Source organism: Bacillota bacterium LX-D (genome assembly GCA_031628995.1).
In the GTDB taxonomy this organism is placed as follows: Bacteria; Bacillota; DUOV01; order DUOV01; family Zhaonellaceae; genus JAVLUO01.
Genome location: JAVLUO010000006.1, coordinates 1 through 18892, shown reverse-complemented (window position 1 = coordinate 18892; position 18892 = coordinate 1). Strand labels below are relative to the sequence as shown.

Genomic DNA, 18892 nt, shown 5'->3' with positions numbered 1-18892 from the left:
CCGGGAGGATTATCTCAAATTCTATTCAATTATGTCATTTGCCAATAATTATAGAATTGTTTTCTTATTATTGTCAAATGCCTCTAAAAAAATAATACCCTGAATGAACAGGGTATTATTTGAGCAATTATTTATTTGAAGAAAAAGTCCGTAATGAACTCTGGAGCATTCTTCTGATCAAACATGCCATCTCCAATAAATTCTTTATTGTTGTTATAGAATCTTAGATAGTAGACGCCCTTTTTCTCCAGATCAATATACTGATAATTATTTAAGCAATATTCCAGCTGTGTTTTTTCAGTTAAATAAAGGCGTTTTTTACTCTTATCCCGGCCAGTATCCGTCCCAAAGACCTTCTCCTTAAATTCTTGTTGATTGGTATATTCTTCGACAGAAATGTAACTTACCTCAGCAGGCAAAATTCTAGCCTCCTTCAGATAACCTTTCTTTTGTAACCATAAAGCAAAATTTCGGTAAGATTTCTCCCAGGATGCAGATAAACTTCTCTCATGGGTCTCTCCATTATTTTTAAAGTACTTGCCTAGTTTATCTTCGGCAATTAGGAAGTTAATGCTGGCCCAGGGTTTGATTCCATTATGCATTTGTTCGTAGGTCTGAGCATGAATATCTTTCTTTAGCATTTCTATAGCTTCCTTTATTTCCTCTGGTTTTAGAACAATAGCTTGCTTACTGGAGTTCATTTCCGGGGAAATAGTAATTTTTTCAACATCCATAAAGTTTATATTTAAAACATCATAACGAGCTTTCTTGTATTCTTCCGATTCTTCAATAGGCTTAAAGTAATCTGCATATTTTCCTTGGAGAAAGGAATAGCCCCTAGTCAGTTTCTTGCCATTTTGTAATTGATAAACAAAGACAACATTCTTTCTTGACTCACCTTTGCCTAGAATACCATTTTCATTTTTATCTTGGATTAATGCTTTGTGAAAAGCATAGATATTGGCTATGTTATCTGGTTGGACATAAGTTTCTTGCTTAGTTAACCTTTGATCTTGCAAAGAATAAAAATTATCTGCAAAATAGATGCTCTTCACTTCACTTAGCTCCGGCATTCTTCTTTCATAGCCTAAAATATCAAATTTAATCCCTAAGAAAAGTATAAGAATTACCAAGCAAAAGAGCACATATCCTTTGCTGCTGTTCAAAACCCTGACGGATTTTTTTATAATCATTTCTGCAATAAAATAGCCAAATAGAGAGCCTATTAAATAGCCGAAAAACAGCCAGGCATAACTATGTTGTCCTGCAAAATATAGTCCTCCTACAAGCATTGTGCAGAAGGTTACTCCATATTTAAAAACAGGACGCAAATAGGGAAAAGCTATGGACTGAGAAGCCGCTTCTAATTTTCTCCGGCCATATAGGTAACCTGATAGTAAATAAAGAATTAAACAAAGTGCAATGTAAGCTATAATTTCACCGGCAGTCATTCCTAACTTAGCTACCCAGCTATGCCTTGCCGCGTCAAATCCTTCTAAAACCCTGAGAACTGGGGAAATTTTCGTAAAAATTACTCCGCTCCAATTATAATCAAAACCATAAAGAAGTAGTTTCAAATTTTCCGCAAACAATACCAACAGTCCTGCCGGCAAAAATAAGAAAATCAAAGTTACAGCACCCTGAACAATAGTCATTCCTACGGCCATGCCTATAAAAATGCTGACTAAATAAATAGTTGTTTCTATTAGCATGGTAAAACCAGCCCATTTTAGTAAATCAACTATAGTATAATAGCTGCCTAGATTTAAAACAGTCTGCATTAGCAATGTTGTGCCAAAAACAATTAGCACAGGTAAGAACAGCAGCAGCAATGCCGCTAAAGTATGGGTGCCCAGTAAAGCACTTCTTTTAATAGGTAAGCTATGAATCATGTCTACTGAATTTTTAACTTGCAGATAGCGCAGCATACACATTCCTAAAATAATTGGCATAATTACTACTAGAAAACTTTGAAATTCCTGATTGTTGTAATAAAAGATATTTTTGAATCTAAGGGGGTCCACATAACTTTCCCCCATTATCATCAGAATTTGCACCGGAATCAATAACAGCAGTCCTAAGGTATGTAGAACTCCAATCCAACCAAGCCGATGAAAATCATTTAAAAAGACCCCTGGTTTAAAAAATGATGCTACTGGCTTCATAACCTACATCCCCCATTTCATAAATAAATATTTCTTCCAAGGTCAAAGGCAAAATATCTAAAATTGCCGGCCCTAAGTTCTGTAGTTTGGCAACAATGCTCTCCCTATTTCCTCTAATAATACAAATTTTTACGCTGCCTCTTTCCTCTATATATAAAACATTTAAACCCATAAATGGATTTTCCGGAACATTTCCTTTAAAAGCAATTTGAATTTTATGCGTGTCAGCCTTTAAATCATCTAAATCTTTTTCTAATAGAACAGTCCCCTCATGTAAAATCCCAATGGAATCACATAAATCCTCCAGCTCCTTTAAATTGTGGGAGGAGATTAAAACGGTCATTTCTCTTTCTGCAACATCCTGTACAATTAAATTTTTAACTTTTTGCCTCATCACTGGATCTAAACCATCTAGGGGTTCGTCCAAAAGCAAATATTCAGGCATAGTGGATAAAGCCAGCCAAAAGGCAACTTGGCGCTGCATCCCTTTAGACAGCCGATTAATTCTTTTTTTTACGTCTAACTTAAAAACTTTCTGCAGTACTGTATATCTTTCTACATTCCAGGAAGGATAAATGCTGCTATAAAATTTAGCCATCTCCTGAATAGTAAAGTTAGTAAAGAAATACAAAGCATCCGGAATAAAGCTAACTTTGGCTTTTAGCTCCACATTTTCAAATACTTCCTCATTTTCAATCCGCACTTGCCCTGTATCTTGCTTATAAATGCCTGCAATTGTTTTCAGCAAAGTAGTTTTTCCTGCACCATTTGACCCTACTAAGCCATAGATAGAGCCTTTTTTAACTTTTAAACTAATATTTTTTAAGGCAGTAAAATCCTCAAAAGATTTATTTACGCCAGTAATTTCAATCACCTTACTCTTCCTCCTTTGCCGCTTTTATCTATCTCCTCAATAATGCCTAGGATTTCTTCTCTTTTTAGGCCTAAAAACATAGCTTCTGCTAAAAGCTTAGTCATTTCTTCTTTTAATTGAGACAGCCTTTCTTCATTGATCTTATTGGTCATAGCTGCTACAAAGTTTCCTTTCCCGGGTACAGAGTAAATATAGCTTTGCATTTCTAGCTCCCGATATGCTTTTTGAATAGTATTGGGGTTAATGGTCAGTTCTTTAGCCAAAGCTCGAATTGAGGGTAATTGTTCATCTTTTTTCAAAACTTCAGTTATAATTAATTCCTTAAACTTCTCTACTAGCTGCTCATAGATTGGGACCCTGCTTCTAAAATCTAAATCTAACATTGCTTCCCTCCTCTCCCTTTAATCTTATTAGCCTAAATCTAACAGCAGGCTGTTTTATCCGTACTATTATGGTTAGTACAGTTAGATTATAAAGGAGAATTACTCAATTGTAAATACTGGTTTTGGCAGTTTATTTTATTTATTCTTTGTATTCCTTTTAGACTTGGCTATAATGGATTATGTATATTTAAACATCTGGAAAGGAGCTTTAAATGAGTATCTTAACAGTAAAAAACCTGAGCCATGGTTTTGGAGACCGGGCAATTTTTAATAATGTCTCTTTTCGGCTTTTAAAAGGGGAGCACATTGGACTTATTGGGGCCAACGGGGAAGGAAAATCCACATTTATGAACATTGTCACTGGTAACTTGGAACCAGATGAAGGAAAAATAGAATGGGCTAAAAATGTTGCTGCTGGAAAAGCCGGATATTCTTCTTTTAGACGAACCAACCAACTTTCTTGATGAGGAACATATCCAGTGGCTGCAGCGTTATTTACAGGATTATGAAAATGCCTTTATTCTTATTTCTCACGATATTCCTTTTTTAAACAGCGTAGTTAATATAATTTATCATATGGAAAATCAAGAACTAAACCGCTATGTCGGGGACTACAATAATTTTCTTACAGTTTACGAAACTAAAAAGCAACAGCTAGAAGCTGCCTATAAAAGACAGCAACAAGAAATTGCGGAGCTAGAGGACTTCGTTGCTAGGAATAAGGCTCGGGTTTCTACTCGAAACATGGCCATGTCTCGGCAGAAGAAACTTGACAAGATGGAAAAAATTGAGCTGCTGAAAGAAAAGCCCAAACCCCAATTTAATTTTAAGGAAGCCAGAACTTCAGGCAAAATAATTTTTCAAACAAAAGATTTAGTCATCGGTTATGACGAGCCTTTGTCCAAGCCTTTAAATATTACCATGGAAAGAGGGCAGAAGGTTGCGCTCATCGGTGCCAATGGTTTAGGAAAAACCACTTTGCTCCGTAGTATTTTAGGTGAAATCAATCCCCTGGAGGGATCTGTAGAACTTGGGGAATATCTGCATCTTGGCTACTTTGAACAGGAGATTAAAGAAACTAATTATAATACCTGTATTGAAGAATTTTGGCAGGATTTCCCCTCCTATACCCAGTATGAAGTGCGGTCAGCATTAGCAAAATGCGGCCTAACAACTAAGCATATTGAAAGCAAAGTTGTTGTTTTAAGCGGCGGGGAACAAGCTAAGGTTCGGTTAGGAAAACTTGTCAATCGAGAAACTAATGTACTGGTTTTAGATGAACCTACTAACCACTTAGACGTAGATGCTAAAGCAGAATTGAAGAGTGCTTTGCAGAAATACAAAGGCAGTATTCTTCTCATCTGCCACGAGCCCGAATTTTATCAGGACTTTGTCACCGACATTTGGAATTGTTCCTCTTGGACAACAAAACTTGCCTAATTTATTATCCTTCTAACTTTTTTTATCTACTATATTAACAAAGGGAAAATAAAAAAGCGGAGGGATTAAAAATGGATATATCCCTGGAAAAAATCGATATAATTAGGGCAAGAGCTAAAGTGAACTACAAAGAGGCTAAGGAGGCATTGGAAAAATTCAATGGAGATATAGTAGAAACCCTTGCTTATTTTGAGGAACAAAACAAACTTAAGCAAGAGGGAATGCACTTTGCTAATTCCTCATTGCTAAGAAAAACAAAAAATGCGTTTATCAAACTAAATAGAATTAACTTTACAATTAAAAAACAGGATAAAACCGTTCTCAATGTACCTACTACAATTGCTTTGCTAGCAGCCATTGTCTCACTGCCTGTTACTTTAGCAGCCCTTGTACTTGCTGTATTCACAAATTGTAAAATAGGCTTTATGAAGAATACAGGAGACGAATGCTCCATTAATAACAAAATTACTAAATTTTCTAACGTAGTCAAAAACCTCACCAAAAAAATCACTCAGGAAATCAAAAAGCCATAAGAATAACCAGCCTGCTGTATGTTTAACGTAACAGCAGGCTGGTTATTTGAGCTGGATCTAATCAATGCTAACTTTGAAGTTTCGTAAATAAAAGATAAGAAAAGATAAATGGTATTACTACTGCTAACATCAAGGCACCAATAGAAAGCCAAAAGGTCCAAGCAGCATTAAAGAAAGCGGAAAAAATAAAGACACCACCTGCTCCAACCCAGAGGGGTCCTGCCATCCGATGGGTTTTAGTCCAAACCTGCTCATTAGCCAAAGTCCAAGGAGTCCTAATTCCTACAAAATAATTAAACCGCAATTTCCCAAAATAATTGCCTACTACGGCAAAGATTAAACCTACACAGAATTTGGTGATAAAACCTATATTAATCGGATAACCAATGGCAAAACCTATTTGAGCCAAGTACATAATTGTGAGAAAAAGAATAATAATTAATTTTAATAAACCATATACATTGCTAAACTTTTGGTGATTCTCTTTTTTGGGATCTAACCTTGGCAAAAAGATAAACAAAAGATACAAAGCCAGTGCCGTTAAAGGCAGTCCAAAAGCTCCCCAAAAGCGAGATCCATACCCATCAACTTGTCCTGTTGCATTCCAGTGCATAGGCACTCTAGCTGGAAGCAAGGGATAAACTAGAACCCCAACTATAAAAATTATAGCTAGGATAAGCATTATCAGCCAATCTTTTCTGAAGCTGCTCATGTGCTTCAACCTCCTTTTTTTTAAACTTAAAAACCAATTTAATATATCTTCAACAACACTTGAATTTAAGGAATAAGTAATATTTTGACCTTGACGTTCATCCGGGACCAATCCGGCATTTTTTAAAATGTTTAAATGGTGGTTTTTTGTCTGCAATTGGGTCCTATTTAGTAACACTTACTCTTCCTCGTCTGCACATCATTGGTAGAGATATTACGGAACGGAAAAAGGTAGGAGAAGAATTGCTGCGGATCGAACGTCTAAACATGATGGGAGCAATGGCAGCCGGCATCAGCCATGAGATCAGAAACTCCATGATGACAGTTTTAGAGTTGTTGCAATTGTTAAGCAAAAAAAAATGTGCTCCTTTTCAAAAACATTACTCTATTATAATTGAAGAATTAAGTCGGACTAATTCTATTATTACAGAGTTTCTTTACTTAGCAAGAAAATAAAGTTGCTGAGCTTAATCAAAGGGCACTTATTAATCTTAATCACTATTTAATTATTAAAGCCGCTAATCAAAGCAGCTGCCATTAGCCATGAAATGAATTTCTCCCTAGAATTAGCTGCGAATTTACCAACAATCCTAGTAGATGAAAAAGAGATTCGCCAATTAATTTTCAACCTCGTCCCCAATGGTTTTGAGGCCATGGAGCCAGGCCATAATTTAGTTATCAAGGCAGCTGCTGAGGAAAACCACGTTATCTTAGCAAGTGAAGCCCAAGGCATAGGAATAGAGCCAAAAATATTGGAGGATTTAGGTAAACCATTTTTAACAACTAAAGAAAAAGGTTTACTTTAAAAAGGCCTTAGAAAAATGTGTTTAACTATTTTCTTTTACTATACTTTTTATCATTTCTGCCTTCACTCTTAAATTTAGGCTTCCGGTAGGATTTTCCTTTTGACTTTTTAGGAACAAAAGGTTTCTCCTCAGTAATTTTAACGGGAGTTGTATCAGGTTGTTTAGTTAACAATTTTAAGGCAGCCGATAGGAGGGCTACAGAATCAATTTCTTCTAGCAGTTCCTCTGCTAATTCTTTGTATTGTAGTGTATCTCCCTGCTCCACTGTCTCCATTAATTTTTCAATTGTCAATCTCTGTTGTCCTTCAATAGCTTCGAGCAAAGTAGGTATGGGCTTACGAGCTATTTTTCGCTTAATAACTTGCTCAATTTGTTTGAGCTGTCCAATTTCCCGGGGTGTGACAAAGGTTGTTGCAATGCCATGTTTCCCTGCTCTGCCTGTGCGTCCAATGCGGTGCACATAACTTTCCGGGTCTTGGGGAATGTCATAGTTGTAAACATGGGTCACGCCGCTAATATCTAATCCCCTAGCCGCTACGTCTGTAGCCACTAGAATTTCAGTAATACCCTCTTTAAAATGGCGCAGTACACTATTTCTTTTAGCTTGGGTCAAATCTCCATGAAGGCCTTCTGCAGAATATCCTCGAATATTCAATGCTTCATAAATTTCATCTACCCTTCTTTTGGTGCGTCCAAAAATAATTGTCAACTCTGGTGATTGAATATCGATCAGACGGCACAGTACATCAAACTTTTGTTTTTCTTGAACTTCTATATAAATCTGCTCCGTATCGGGCACAGTAAGCTCTTTATTTTTAATGTTTATAAAATGGGGATTATGCATAAATTTTTCCGCTAATTTCCGAATTAATTCCGGCATAGTGGCTGAAAAAAGTAGGGTCTGATGTTCTTCGGGAACTTCTTTCAAAATATTTTCAATATCTTCAATGAAACCCATATTCAGCATTTCATCAGCTTCGTCAAGAACTACCAAACTTAAATGTTGAAGTCTAATGGTTCTTCTTTTTAAGTGATCCAGCAGACGGCCAGGAGTTCCAACGATAATCTGAGCCTTATTTTTTAATGCTTTAATTTGGTACCTAATATCTTGTCCACCGTAAATAGGCACAGCCCTTACACCTTTAAATTGGCCCAGCTTATTTAGTTCTTCTGCTACTTGAGTAGCTAATTCTCTCGTAGGTGTGATAACCATACCTTGAACATTTCCCAAATCTTTATCTATCTTTTCTACTAAAGGAATCCCAAAAGCAGCTGTTTTCCCTGTTCCAGTTTGAGCTTGGCCAATTACATCAGCGCCTGTAAGCGCCAAAGGAATGGTTTTTTCCTGAATTGGCGTTGTTTCTTCAAAGCCCATCTTCAAAGTAGCTCTAACAACAGGATGGCTTAAACCTAATTCATAAAAAGTTGGCATAAATACACCTCTTAAATAAAAATGTTTTTTTTTATAATTTACCCAAAATAGGTAAAATAGAATCAAAAAAGGCATTTCCTATTAAGGGAAATGCCTCAATGTTCGTTATGAATGTTAGATAAGTTTAACGTTTGCAGCTTGGGGTCCGCGATTGCCACTTACTACATCAAATTCAACATCTTGACCTTCTTCAAGGGTTTTGAAACCTTCTTTTTGAATTGCTGAATAGTGAACAAAAACATCTCCACCTTCGTTGCTTTCAATAAAGCCAAAACCTTTGTCAGAGTTAAACCATTTTACTTTACCTTGCATTTTTAAAGCCTCCTAAAATAATTTTAATCAAAAAGCGGAATAACTTCATATCTTTCATCCATCTTTATAATAAGAGGCCTCAAGATGCTTTCGTTCTTCTCATCTTTTTAACACAAGCATAATGATACCATACTATTGCTGAAATTGCAAGGAAAAATTAAACAAAACTTGCAATTAGCAATATTTTTTAAGCTGCCTCTATCTGGACGAAAAATTACCTATATATGTTTTCCAACTTTAATTTAATTTTATACTTTAACAAGGCTTTTTATGTATTTTTTCTTTTGGTAATAGTTCCTTGCACAGTTGGAAACTGAATTGGCTAATGTTTTAATATTTTAATAGTAGCTAAAAAGTGTATAATCAAAGTAAATATAATTTAACTCATCTAAGATTACTATTTATATTGATAGGCGGGTAATAATGAGTAAGAGAATTTTTTTAAATGCATTGCTGGGATTAATTGTCTTAACAGGTATTTCTAATATTTTATGCGCATTTCCCTGGAAATATAAACTAATTTACGGTCTTGGTCATATTTCCTTAGAATCAATCCAAATTAATAGAACTTTATCGGCCCTTACTGGCTTTAGCTTATTAATTTTAGCTAACGGTTTATACAAGAGGCTTAAAGTTGCCTGGTTAATAGCCGTGCCTATACTTGCCGTTTCTTTCAGCGTACAGGCTCACCGCTTAGGCTTCTTTCATCTCAATAGTATTTTAGGTTTATTGGTTCTGCTGGCTCTAGTCTATGAACATCAATCCTTTACCAGAGACAGCGACCCTTTCACCTTTAAGCTGGGGATAATACTCAGCTTATTAACTATGTCCTTTGCCTTTTTATATGGTATCATTGGTTTTTTTATCTTGCACCAACAATTGCATGAAATACATTTTGTCCGCAAAGGCATCGACATAGCTTTACAACATCTTTTTGGCACTGTTCCTCAACATCTGAGTTTTAAAACAGCCATAGCTTACAATTTTGCTAAAACAGTTCTCTGGATTCATCTTTTTAGCTTAATTGCCAGTTTGGTCCTAATTTTAAAACCTTTTGTTTTTACGCCAATACCTACAACAGGCGACCGGAAAAAAGTATTTAGGTTAGTTAAAAAATATGGTTTTAATCCCATCTCTTTTCTTGCTTTGGAGCATGATAAAAAGTACTTTTTTGCCAGTAACGGTTCAGGAGTAATTGCTTATGTGGTTCATAGCGGAGTTGCCGTAGCCGCAGGAGATCCTCTTTGCCCGGATAATACAGCAGAAGTCTTGTTAAATGAATTCACTCAATACTGCCGCCAGAATAATCTTGATATTTGCTTTTCTACTGTTTCCGACCGTTTTTTAAAGCAGTTTAAAAAAATAGGGTATGGTTACGTAAAATATGGCGAGGAAGCAATATTTGATTTAACAACATATACAATTAAAGGCTCTAAAACCCAGAAAGTCAGGCAAATGCTTAATGCTGCCGACAAAGCCGGCATAAATGTAATCGAATATGAACCGTTGCTCAAAAGAGATTATGCGTTGGAACAACAAATTATCGAAGTATCTCAAGAGTGGCTGAGTGAGAAAAAAAGCAGCGAATTATCTTTTCTTTTAGGCAGCATTTCTTTAGATTTTCCTCAAGGCAGAAAATATTATTTAGCTTTAAACGCTGAAAAAAAAGTGGAGGCCTTTTTAGTTTGTGTCCCTTATGCCGGCGGAACCGGCTACTATCTAGATGTTACACGCAAAAGGCCTACTGCCCCTAAAGGAACCATGGAAAAATTAGTAATTTCATGCTTTAACTTAATGAAAGACCAAGGAGTTAAGGAAGCTAGCTTAGGGCTTGCTCCTTTGGCCAATGTTCGTGATTCCAGCGAAATATCTATTGCTGCTGTTTTATTAGATTTTGCTTATGAAAAAATGAATAATTTCTATGGATTTAAATCTTTGCACCAGTATAAACGAAAATATAACCCTACTGCTTGGATTACCCGTTATTTAATTTTCTACCCGAAAGTATTTACACCTAAAATTATTTATGGCTTACTTAAAGCCCAAAATCCCAAAGGAATAAGTGACTTCGTACTGGTCCAAATGAAAAACTTACTTCTGCGCGAAGAAAAAAATAAAATTTGAATTAAGAACTAGCCTAAATTGAAGCTAATATAATTAAACGCCCTACGAATGTAGAGCGTTTTTAGCTATTTAGATGTCTCTAATTACTTCTCACTAGTTTTTTTCCCATTTGGTTTTTTTGTTAATTCAGGTTCCTCCTCAATATAAAAAGGTAAAACCGATACTACTATATTTCTTTCTTTCAGCAAAGCACTTGTAATAAAGATACTAGTATTATTATGTAACATCATTTGCCAAGGCTTCGATACAAGGAATTGAGGTAAAAGTACGGTAATCATATCTCCTGGTTTTGAAGAATGTTCATCTGAATCTAAATATTTAACTAAAGTTCTAATTACTTCACGATAAGGGGATTGTTTAATAACCAAAGGAATATCCGTGTTCAGCAGATCCCACTTGCTTCTAAGTTTTTTAGCTTCACCCTCATAAAGCTCTACATGAAAGGCCTCTACATTGGTAGATATGCTTTGAGCATAGCGCAATGATTTAATTACCATTTTGTTCAAACTGTCGATTGGCACAATTACATGTGGTGCTGCTTTTGGGCTTAATTTTAATTGACTAAGAGTTTCATTGGGAATGTCCAACTGTTTAGATACTATTTTATAATGGTTTCGTATTTTTAACATCACAAACACCAGTAAGGGAATAACTATAAAAACTATCCAGGCACCGCTCATAAATTTGGTAATACCAATAATTATTACTGTAATCAAAGAAACCAAACAGCCTAGTCCATTGACAAAAGCTTTGTAATGCCATCCTTGGGGTTTAATGCGGAGCCACCTTACAAACATGCCGGCTTGGGCCAAGGTAAAGGAAGCAAAAACTCCAATGGCATATAAGGGTATTAATAAATGGGTATCACTTTGAAACACTATAATCAACAGTCCGGCTGCTATGGTTAGCAGTAGAATCCCATTGGAATAATTCAAACGATGACCTCTGCTGGCAAATTGCCGAGGTGCATAGCCGTCTTGGGCAATAATTGAAAGCAGAGTTGGAAATCCCGCATAAGCGGTATTGGCTGCCATAGCTAAAATTACCGCCGTAGTAGCTTGAATAATATAGAACATAAAGTTATGGCCGAAAACATCCAGTGCAATTTGCGCAATTACTGTTTGCTTAGGGTTAGGCACCGCATGGTAAAGTGTAGCTAAATAGGCAACTCCGCCAAAGGTTATTAGTACTGCTGAAGCTAATAATATATAGGCAAATTTTGCATTTCTTTGGGCTGGTGCTTTAAAATTTGGCACTGCATCACAAATGGCTTCAACTCCAGTAACAGCAGCACATCCTGAAGAAAAAGCCTTCATAATTAAAAATAAAGAAATGGCATGGGTTCCAAAACTAACATTAGAATTCACAGGACTAGGCGGAATAATACCTCCCGTCCCATGAGCAGTTTTAACTACACCTGCTATAATCAGAGTCAAGATGGATAAAATAAATGCATAGGTTGGTATACCAAACACTTTGGAAGATTCCTTAACTCCCCGTAGGTTCCCCAAAGCCATGAGCAGCATAATAAAAATTGCAATTGCTATTTTATGAGAATACAAAAATGGCAACGCGGATGTTATAGCTGCAGTACCCGCTGAGATACTTACGGCCACAGTTAAGATATAGTCTATGGAAAGCGCGGCCCCCACAATTAAGCCAAATTCAGTTCTTAAATTTTCCTTGGCGACAATATATGCCCCTCCCCCAGAAGGATAGGCATCAACTATTTGCCGATAGGAAATGGTTAAAATGATCAGTAATGCTATAATTCCTATTGCTACCTTTGGCAGCCACAAATAGGATGCTAGTCCAATGACAGGTACAAAAACCCAAAGAATCTCTTCAACAGCATAAGCAACAGAAGAAATTGCATCGCTAGCCAAAACGGGCAAACCCCAAAAAACATTGAATTTTTCCTGGCTCAACTGGTTTGAGGCAAGCTTTTCACCTAAAAGCCAACGCTTAAAATTTTGATACAACTGATTCACTTCCTAATAAGAAATAATACTATAGTATCTTAGTTTTCAATGCCATTCACTTAATATATACCCGTGGCAAATTAAAAGGAATATGCCTAAATAATGATTTATGGTCAATTTTAATTATTTGTTAGCACAAAGATTTTTTATTGTTTGATACTATACAAATACTAATATTAAAAAATATTTTCCCCAAAAGCAATAATACTATTTATTGATTAGTAAAACAATTATTGCTATTATTTAACCAAAGGTGATAGCTATGACTATTGTCCGGTTAGTTATGTGGCCATGAGCGTTATTCTAGAAGCATGTTCCCCCCTCTCAAACTATGACTTGGGCACAATTTCTAAAAATCCCTGATCAAGAAGCGGCCCTAAAGAGGCTATCGAAGATCGCCAAGGAAAATTTAGCAAACTGTTTGCGGCTGTTAAAACATAATAAAGCACATGGCATTAGATTCTTTAGGCTTAGTTCTAAATTAATTCTCCTTGCTACTCATGAAGCTCTCTCTAGTTGGAACTACTTTCCCCCACTAGAAAAATCCCTAGCCGGCATTGGTCAATTTGCCTTACATAACAGATGCGGATCGATTTTCATCCTGTATCATTTTGTAGTTTTAAATTTCATAAACGATGGAGTATTTGACTCTTCTATAAAAGTTTTAGAATTGCATTTGAAACTGCTGAAAAAAATGCGTATAGACCCTCAACACCGCTGTGTCATTCATATAGGAGGAAGCTACAAAACAAAGAAAAAGCACTTAAACAATTTATGGAAAATTGGTCTCAAGTGCCTGAAGATATTCAGCAAACTATTATGGTAGAAATGATGAAAAACATTTCGTTGGAAGACACTTTATATTTATGTGAAAAACTACGCATACCTTTAGAACAGTAAGGAGAGATCCCCATAGAAAATAACAAAAGTGTCTATTTTATACTTTCTTCATTTGTAGTTATTATTACTGTTATCGCCTTAAGTTTTCTTTTTTTTATCATCAGTAATATTTACATTAAAAATGATAAGCAAAACATTGCTAATATACTTAAAATTCAAGCAAAAAAGGAAGCTACCATACTAAACTATAAACTATATTCCACAGCTAAAACAGCAGTAAACTTAGCTGATATTATTGAAGCTATGCCTGAATATTATAATGAAAAAATTATTTTTGCCAAAATAAAAGAAAAGTTAGCCAGTGATCCAATGCTTTTCGGCATGGGGGTTTGGTTTGAACCATATGCATATGATAAAAGCAGGAAATATTATGGCCCTTATATATATCGGGATAACAACAACCAAAATGTCTTTACTTGGAGATATAGTACTTCCAGTTATGATTATCTCAATGAAGATTGGTACAAAGTTGGCTTTGGCCCCCAAAAAAAGGACATTTATTTTAACAATGTTTTTTACGATAAAATCTTAAACACTTATTTTATAACAGGAACAGCTCCAATTTATAAAAATAATAAATTTATGGGGGGAGCTACTGCAGATATCTCTATCCGTGAGATTGATGATTACGTTAGAGAGATCAAGGTTGGCCGTGAAGGCTATGCTTTTGTACTTACTAATAATGGCTATATCTTAGGTAATCCACCCTTCATCCAGGCTGAAAATAAGCAAAAAGGCACTATGGCAAACTACGACATTAACAAAGTCACGAATATTAAAGATGAAAAAAACAATGAATATAAAAATCTTGAAAAATTAGTTTTTGCGGAAGGCAGCGGTTTACTGGAGCTTAAGCAAAATAAGGAAATTGCTTCTTATGCTGCCATCGGGGATTCGGGGTTAAGTTTAGTGCTGATTTTCCCAGAGAATGAACTTTATAGCTCCTTTATTAGTACACTTAGATTTTATTTTCTATTATTTTTTCTTTTACTTCTAATTTTTCCTTTTCTCTTAAGTTTAGTAATTAAAGATACTATTGATAAACCATTAAATAAATTATTAAAAAAAGTGCATAAAATTATGCAAGGTGATTTTAGCCAAGATAATCTCCTTGATTCGGTCATTAGCAGCAAAAATGAATTTGGCATCTTAGGCAAATCCATTATAAAAATGGCTCATAATCTAGCTGAACTAGTTAAGGATCTGAACAAACAAAATACCGAACTGCTGGAGAGTAGAAAAAAATTAAAAAATCTCGCATATTTCGATGCTTTAACAAATCTTCCTAATCGATTATACTTCTATGATGAAATAAGTGCACTGATTAAGAGAAATGAGAAATTCGCCCTTTTTTTTATGGATCTAGACAACTTTAAAATAATTAATGACTCCTACGGCCACTCCACCGGGGACGAAGTTCTAAATTGTATTGGCCAAAGGCTCCTTACCTTGGCAGGAGATAAAATATCTGCAGCTAGATTTGGGGGAGATGAATTTGTTCTTACCGTCAAAAACATTAGTGGCAAGGACGGTATAAGTTCCATCGCCAAGGAAATCCACCAAGCGGTGAATAGACCCATCTTCCTAAATGACAATATTTATTATATTTGCATTAGCATCGGCATTGCTATTTATCCCGACGATGCCACCAGCGTCAATGAATTATTAAAAAATGCAGATACAGCCATGTTCAAAGGGAAAGAAAACGGCAAAGGTAGAAGTGAATTTTATGACCGCAAAATGAATGAATCTATCATAGAAAAGTCGCTACAAGAAAAAAATTTAAGAAAGGCTTTAGTAAACGATGAATTTAAACTATATTATCAGCCAATATATGATTTAAATGCCAATAAAATAATTGGCTTTGAAGCACTTCTCAGATGGATAATGCCAGATCAGCAAGTAGTAACTCCGAGCAAATTTATTAAAGTACTTGAAGATACGGGCTTAATTATACCTGTAGGAGTTAGGGTGATTAAAAATGCATGTTTTTTTGTTAGAAGGCTTTTGAACCTTGGATACACTGACTTAAGAATGTCCCTGAACGCCTCAGTTATCCAAATTATGGACAATAATTTCAGCAAGGTAGTACTGGATGCCATCAAAGAAGCCCGGATTCCACCAGAAAGTATTGAAATTGAGATTACCGAAAGCAGATTTATGGAATCCTACGAATTATGTATGCAAAACATTTCACAATTGCTCAAGGAAGGTGTCCGCTTTGCAATTGATGATTTTGGGACAGGTTATTCCTCTTTGTATTATTTGAAGCAGCTTCCAGTGACAACGATTAAAATAGATAAATTTTTTATTGACAATTTAAACCCTAATAGCAATAAAAACTTAACGGAACTGATTATCGTACTTGCCCTTAAATTAGATTTAGAAGTTGTAGCGGAAGGTGTTGAAACTTGGGAACAATACGATGTTCTTAAAAAATATGGCTGCGATCTTATTCAGGGTTATATTATTAGCAGACCTCTCCCCGAAGAACAAGCCATTAAACTGCTAGAAGTTCGAAAGTAAAAAAACAACTCCTATATCTAGTTCAATTTTGAACGAGATATCAGGAGTTATTTTTTGCAGCACTATAAAGGAACTTTTGCTGCTAGCATTACGTCTATATAGCATGGTTAATAGACCATACAACAAAGTAGAGGGTGATTTAAGTGAGGTTGTTAAAAACTATAATCTTAACATTGACCGTATTTCTGGCGGGAAGCACAATTCTTTGGGCAGAGGAACCTAAGCAAAAAAACTTGGATGAGGTTTTTGAGCGGGCTGTAATTATGCCTTTTACTTACCATAATAAGGTCTTCTTAAAGGGGCAAAAAACTGATCTCTACGGCGACTATAAGCTATTTCAAAAAAGTGGACGAGTGTTGGTTCCCATTAGGCTAATGGGGTTATTAGCTGCTGAATTAGACGAAAACAACAGTTATTGGGATGTTCAATGGGATGCCCAAAAACCAAATGACGTTATTTTAACTAATCATGCACTACAGAAAACAATAAAATTAAAGGTCAACAGTAAAACCATATACATCAATAATGAACCTAGAACTCTTGATGTGCCTCCCCAGAAAATTGAAGGTAGAATTGTACTTCCTTTAAGGGGTATCGGGGAAACACTAGGAAAAAATGTTGCCTGGCTTGACGGATTAATTATCTTTAGTAATGAAGCTATAGACTTGCAAAGTCCCCAAACTAAGGAACTAAAAGCTAAAATAAAAGCCCAATTAATAGATTCAAGAAAACCACTTTCTGATGAGCAAAGGGCCACACTTATTGCTAAATACGGAGATACTGTCTATTACACTTTAGATAGTTATGATCATAAACAAATTGCTGGACTATACGAAAAAACAGGCAACAAACAAGCTATTAAAATTGAGTTGCCCGGTGAGGAAAGTTTTACCAATTGTCAACTAATCAATAACGAGCTCTATTATTTTTCTAAAGTTAATGGAAAAAATGAGCTGCATGTCTTCAACTTTGCTAGCAATAAATCGCGGAAATTGTGTACTATAGAACAATGGAATCCTGGAGACGGTTGGCTAGGGGATATGAAAATCTTAGACAAGGATTTTTATGTAGTACTTCACTCTGGCGACATAACCATGGGAGGAGAAAGTGTATACAAACTTGAAAATGAACAGTTAAAGGAAATTGCCGGCGGAAAAAGTATTACTAATTTTGCCGCAGCAGGAGAGTACTTTTATTATACGGATTTTAGATTTATGACTAATACAGCTGACAATCTATTTAAATTGAACCTAAATACCCGGGAAAAGGAAAAATTAGGTATCAATGGCTACACTTACGGCATCTTTCGGACAATAGATGAACAAGGAGTAAGTTATTCTGGCAATAGCCCATTCTATCTTGAAGATGGTTATATTTATACTTTAGGCTATCAGGAAAGTGATGAAAAAGATTTGCCATGTATCTATAAAATTAGTACTGACGGCAAAACCCAAAGTAAGCTGACTGAACCTGCACAAAAATTTTGGCTAATTGATCAGACAATATATTATATTGATCTAAATACAGGCTATCTGGTCAGGGCAGATCTGGAAGGAAATAATCAAAAGATATTAGTTGCCAAAAAGGTAATTGACTGTAAATTCTTGGACGGAAATATTTATTATACGGTAAATAAATATAACAATACTGATAATTTAGGCAAACTATATAAATATAACATCGCCAGTGGGAAAGAAACAAAATTGAGTGAACAAAGTGCCAGTGAGTTTTTTGTAGGCAAAGCAGGAGTATACTTTAAGTCCGACGGATATGATTTAGGCCTCTATAAAATTGATGCTCCAGGCAAAATTTCATGCCTAGTTGCTGACAGTATAGATACTGCTTTACTAACGGATTCGGGAATAGTATATACTCTGCGCTATCAGGAAAGGGTTTATGCGGAAAAGTAAAAATGTTCTCCTATTTAGCGTAAGTTTGATTAAATAAGATCCTTCAACAGCTGATTGAAGGATCTTTCTTTATCCCCTCTACTATAGGCACATCTGCTGGGCAAAAATCAAAAGCGTCAATTTCGCTTTTCATAACCCATTGCACATCATTGTGGACCTTTAGCTCCATTTGGCCACCGGTTATTTCAGCCAGATAAGCCATTAACTTGATCTCTCCCATTGGATATTTATAGAGGCTAGTTGCAAAATGTCCTTTTACCTTGATATCTAAATTTAACTCTTCATTTATTTCCCGTCTTAGGCATTCCTCTGGCGTTTCACCACCTTCAATTTTACCGCCGGGAAATTCCCACTTAAGGGCAAGTTTATCATCCTCGGCCCGTTGGGCAATTAAAATTTTCCTATCCTTAATAATTATTGCTGCAGTAACAAGTTTCATAAACATCTCCTATTATGGGCTATTTGTTTTTACACTTCGTACTTCTCATAGCAAACAATTTCTTCCGTTTTTTCCCATAGTATCTGCTTAGTCCTTTCATCTAATACAATTATATCCCTTCTCAGGAGCAATTAATAATTTCTTATAATTCATATTATTTTCTCAAAGGATAACAGAGCTATGTCAAAGAACAGCCCCTGTCACGTTTAAATTTAAAAAGTCCAGCTACTCTTGTAACTGGACTTAAAAATTAATTCCGGCAGTGACCTGCTCTCCCAGGGAATACTCCCTAGTACCATCGGCGCTGGAGGGCTTAACTTCCGTGTTCGGGATGGGAACGGGTGGTTCCCCTCCG

Annotated in this window: 14 protein-coding genes, 1 rRNA gene and 1 pseudogene; 7 read left to right on the top strand and 9 right to left on the bottom strand. The window is 35.7% G+C overall.

Going from position 1 to position 18892, the window contains the following annotated elements:
• Window positions 1-131: 131 nt before the first annotated feature.
• Genes RDV78_06560 through RDV78_06550 form a run of 3 tightly spaced genes read right to left on the bottom strand, consistent with a single transcriptional unit; the run spans window position 132 to window position 3422 of the window.
• Window positions 132-2165: a DUF6449 domain-containing protein gene (locus tag RDV78_06560; GenBank protein MDS1030152.1), complete on the bottom strand. Its 2034-nt coding sequence runs from the start codon at window positions 2163-2165 to the stop codon at window positions 132-134.
• On the bottom strand, window positions 2140-3039 hold the full coding sequence (locus RDV78_06555) for an ABC transporter ATP-binding protein (protein MDS1030151.1): 900 nt from the start codon (window positions 3037-3039) through the stop codon (window positions 2140-2142). Before RDV78_06555 ends, RDV78_06560 begins: the two co-directional genes overlap by 26 nt.
• A complete protein-coding gene (locus RDV78_06550) occupies window positions 3036-3422 on the bottom strand; it encodes a GntR family transcriptional regulator (protein MDS1030150.1) in 387 nt (128 codons plus the stop codon). The genes RDV78_06555 and RDV78_06550 overlap by 4 nt, the downstream gene beginning before the upstream one ends.
• A 212-nt stretch (window positions 3423-3634) precedes the next feature.
• Between RDV78_06550 and RDV78_06545 the strand changes: the two are divergent.
• A pseudogene (locus RDV78_06545) lies at window positions 3635-4862 on the top strand (ABC-F family ATP-binding cassette domain-containing protein).
• A 71-nt stretch (window positions 4863-4933) separates the two neighbouring features.
• Window positions 4934-5395 (top strand): DUF4342 domain-containing protein, encoded by a 462-nt coding sequence (locus RDV78_06540; GenBank protein ID MDS1030149.1) that lies wholly within the window; start codon window positions 4934-4936, stop codon window positions 5393-5395.
• Between the two features lie 67 nt (window positions 5396-5462).
• On the opposite strand, the gene RDV78_06535 is transcribed toward RDV78_06540, so the two are convergent.
• Window positions 5463-6107 carry an SdpI family protein gene (locus RDV78_06535; protein MDS1030148.1) on the bottom strand — a complete coding sequence of 215 codons (645 nt, stop codon included), beginning with the start codon at window positions 6105-6107 and terminating at the stop codon, window positions 5463-5465.
• A 146-nt stretch (window positions 6108-6253) separates the two neighbouring features.
• On the opposite strand from RDV78_06535, the gene RDV78_06530 reads away from it, so the two are divergent.
• Both RDV78_06530 and RDV78_06525 read left to right on the top strand, forming a co-directional pair.
• A complete protein-coding gene (locus RDV78_06530) occupies window positions 6254-6562 on the top strand; it encodes a histidine kinase dimerization/phospho-acceptor domain-containing protein (GenBank protein MDS1030147.1) in 309 nt (102 codons plus the stop codon).
• Window positions 6563-6654: 92 nt separating this feature from the next.
• Window positions 6655-6912 (top strand): ATP-binding protein, encoded by a 258-nt coding sequence (locus RDV78_06525; GenBank protein ID MDS1030146.1) that lies wholly within the window; start codon window positions 6655-6657, stop codon window positions 6910-6912.
• Between the two features lie 25 nt (window positions 6913-6937).
• Here the strand turns inward: RDV78_06525 and RDV78_06520 are convergent, their stop codons facing one another.
• Together RDV78_06520 and RDV78_06515 are read right to left on the bottom strand one after the other, a co-directional pair.
• Window positions 6938-8344 carry a DEAD/DEAH box helicase gene (locus RDV78_06520; protein ID MDS1030145.1) on the bottom strand — a complete coding sequence of 469 codons (1407 nt, stop codon included), beginning with the start codon at window positions 8342-8344 and terminating at the stop codon, window positions 6938-6940.
• A gap of 114 nt (window positions 8345-8458) precedes the next feature.
• A complete protein-coding gene (locus RDV78_06515; GenBank protein MDS1030144.1) occupies window positions 8459-8656 on the bottom strand; it encodes a cold-shock protein in 198 nt (65 codons plus the stop codon).
• Between the two features lie 423 nt (window positions 8657-9079).
• Here RDV78_06515 and RDV78_06510 point away from each other — a divergent pair, with 423 nt between their 5' ends.
• On the top strand, window positions 9080-10780 hold the full coding sequence (locus RDV78_06510; GenBank protein ID MDS1030143.1) for a DUF2156 domain-containing protein: 1701 nt from the start codon (window positions 9080-9082) through the stop codon (window positions 10778-10780).
• 83 nt (window positions 10781-10863) lie between these two features.
• Here the strand turns inward: RDV78_06510 and RDV78_06505 are convergent, their stop codons facing one another.
• Window positions 10864-12762, bottom strand: a complete 1899-nt coding sequence (locus RDV78_06505; GenBank protein MDS1030142.1) for an APC family permease — start codon at window positions 12760-12762, stop codon at window positions 10864-10866.
• 1143 nt (window positions 12763-13905) lie between these two features.
• Between RDV78_06505 and RDV78_06500 the strand changes: the two genes are divergently transcribed.
• Both RDV78_06500 and RDV78_06495 read left to right on the top strand, forming a co-directional pair.
• Complete coding sequence (locus tag RDV78_06500; protein ID MDS1030141.1) at window positions 13906-16188, top strand: EAL domain-containing protein; 2283 nt, start codon at window positions 13906-13908, stop codon at window positions 16186-16188.
• A 143-nt stretch (window positions 16189-16331) separates the two neighbouring features.
• Window positions 16332-18098 carry a DUF5050 domain-containing protein gene (locus RDV78_06495; protein ID MDS1030140.1) on the top strand — a complete coding sequence of 589 codons (1767 nt, stop codon included), beginning with the start codon at window positions 16332-16334 and terminating at the stop codon, window positions 18096-18098.
• A gap of 43 nt (window positions 18099-18141) precedes the next feature.
• Here the strand turns inward: RDV78_06495 and RDV78_06490 are convergent, their stop codons facing one another.
• Complete coding sequence (locus tag RDV78_06490) at window positions 18142-18537, bottom strand: (deoxy)nucleoside triphosphate pyrophosphohydrolase (GenBank protein MDS1030139.1); 396 nt, start codon at window positions 18535-18537, stop codon at window positions 18142-18144.
• A gap of 254 nt (window positions 18538-18791) precedes the next feature.
• Window positions 18792-18892: ribosomal RNA gene (rrf, locus tag RDV78_06485) — 5S ribosomal RNA — on the bottom strand; the annotation flags it as partial.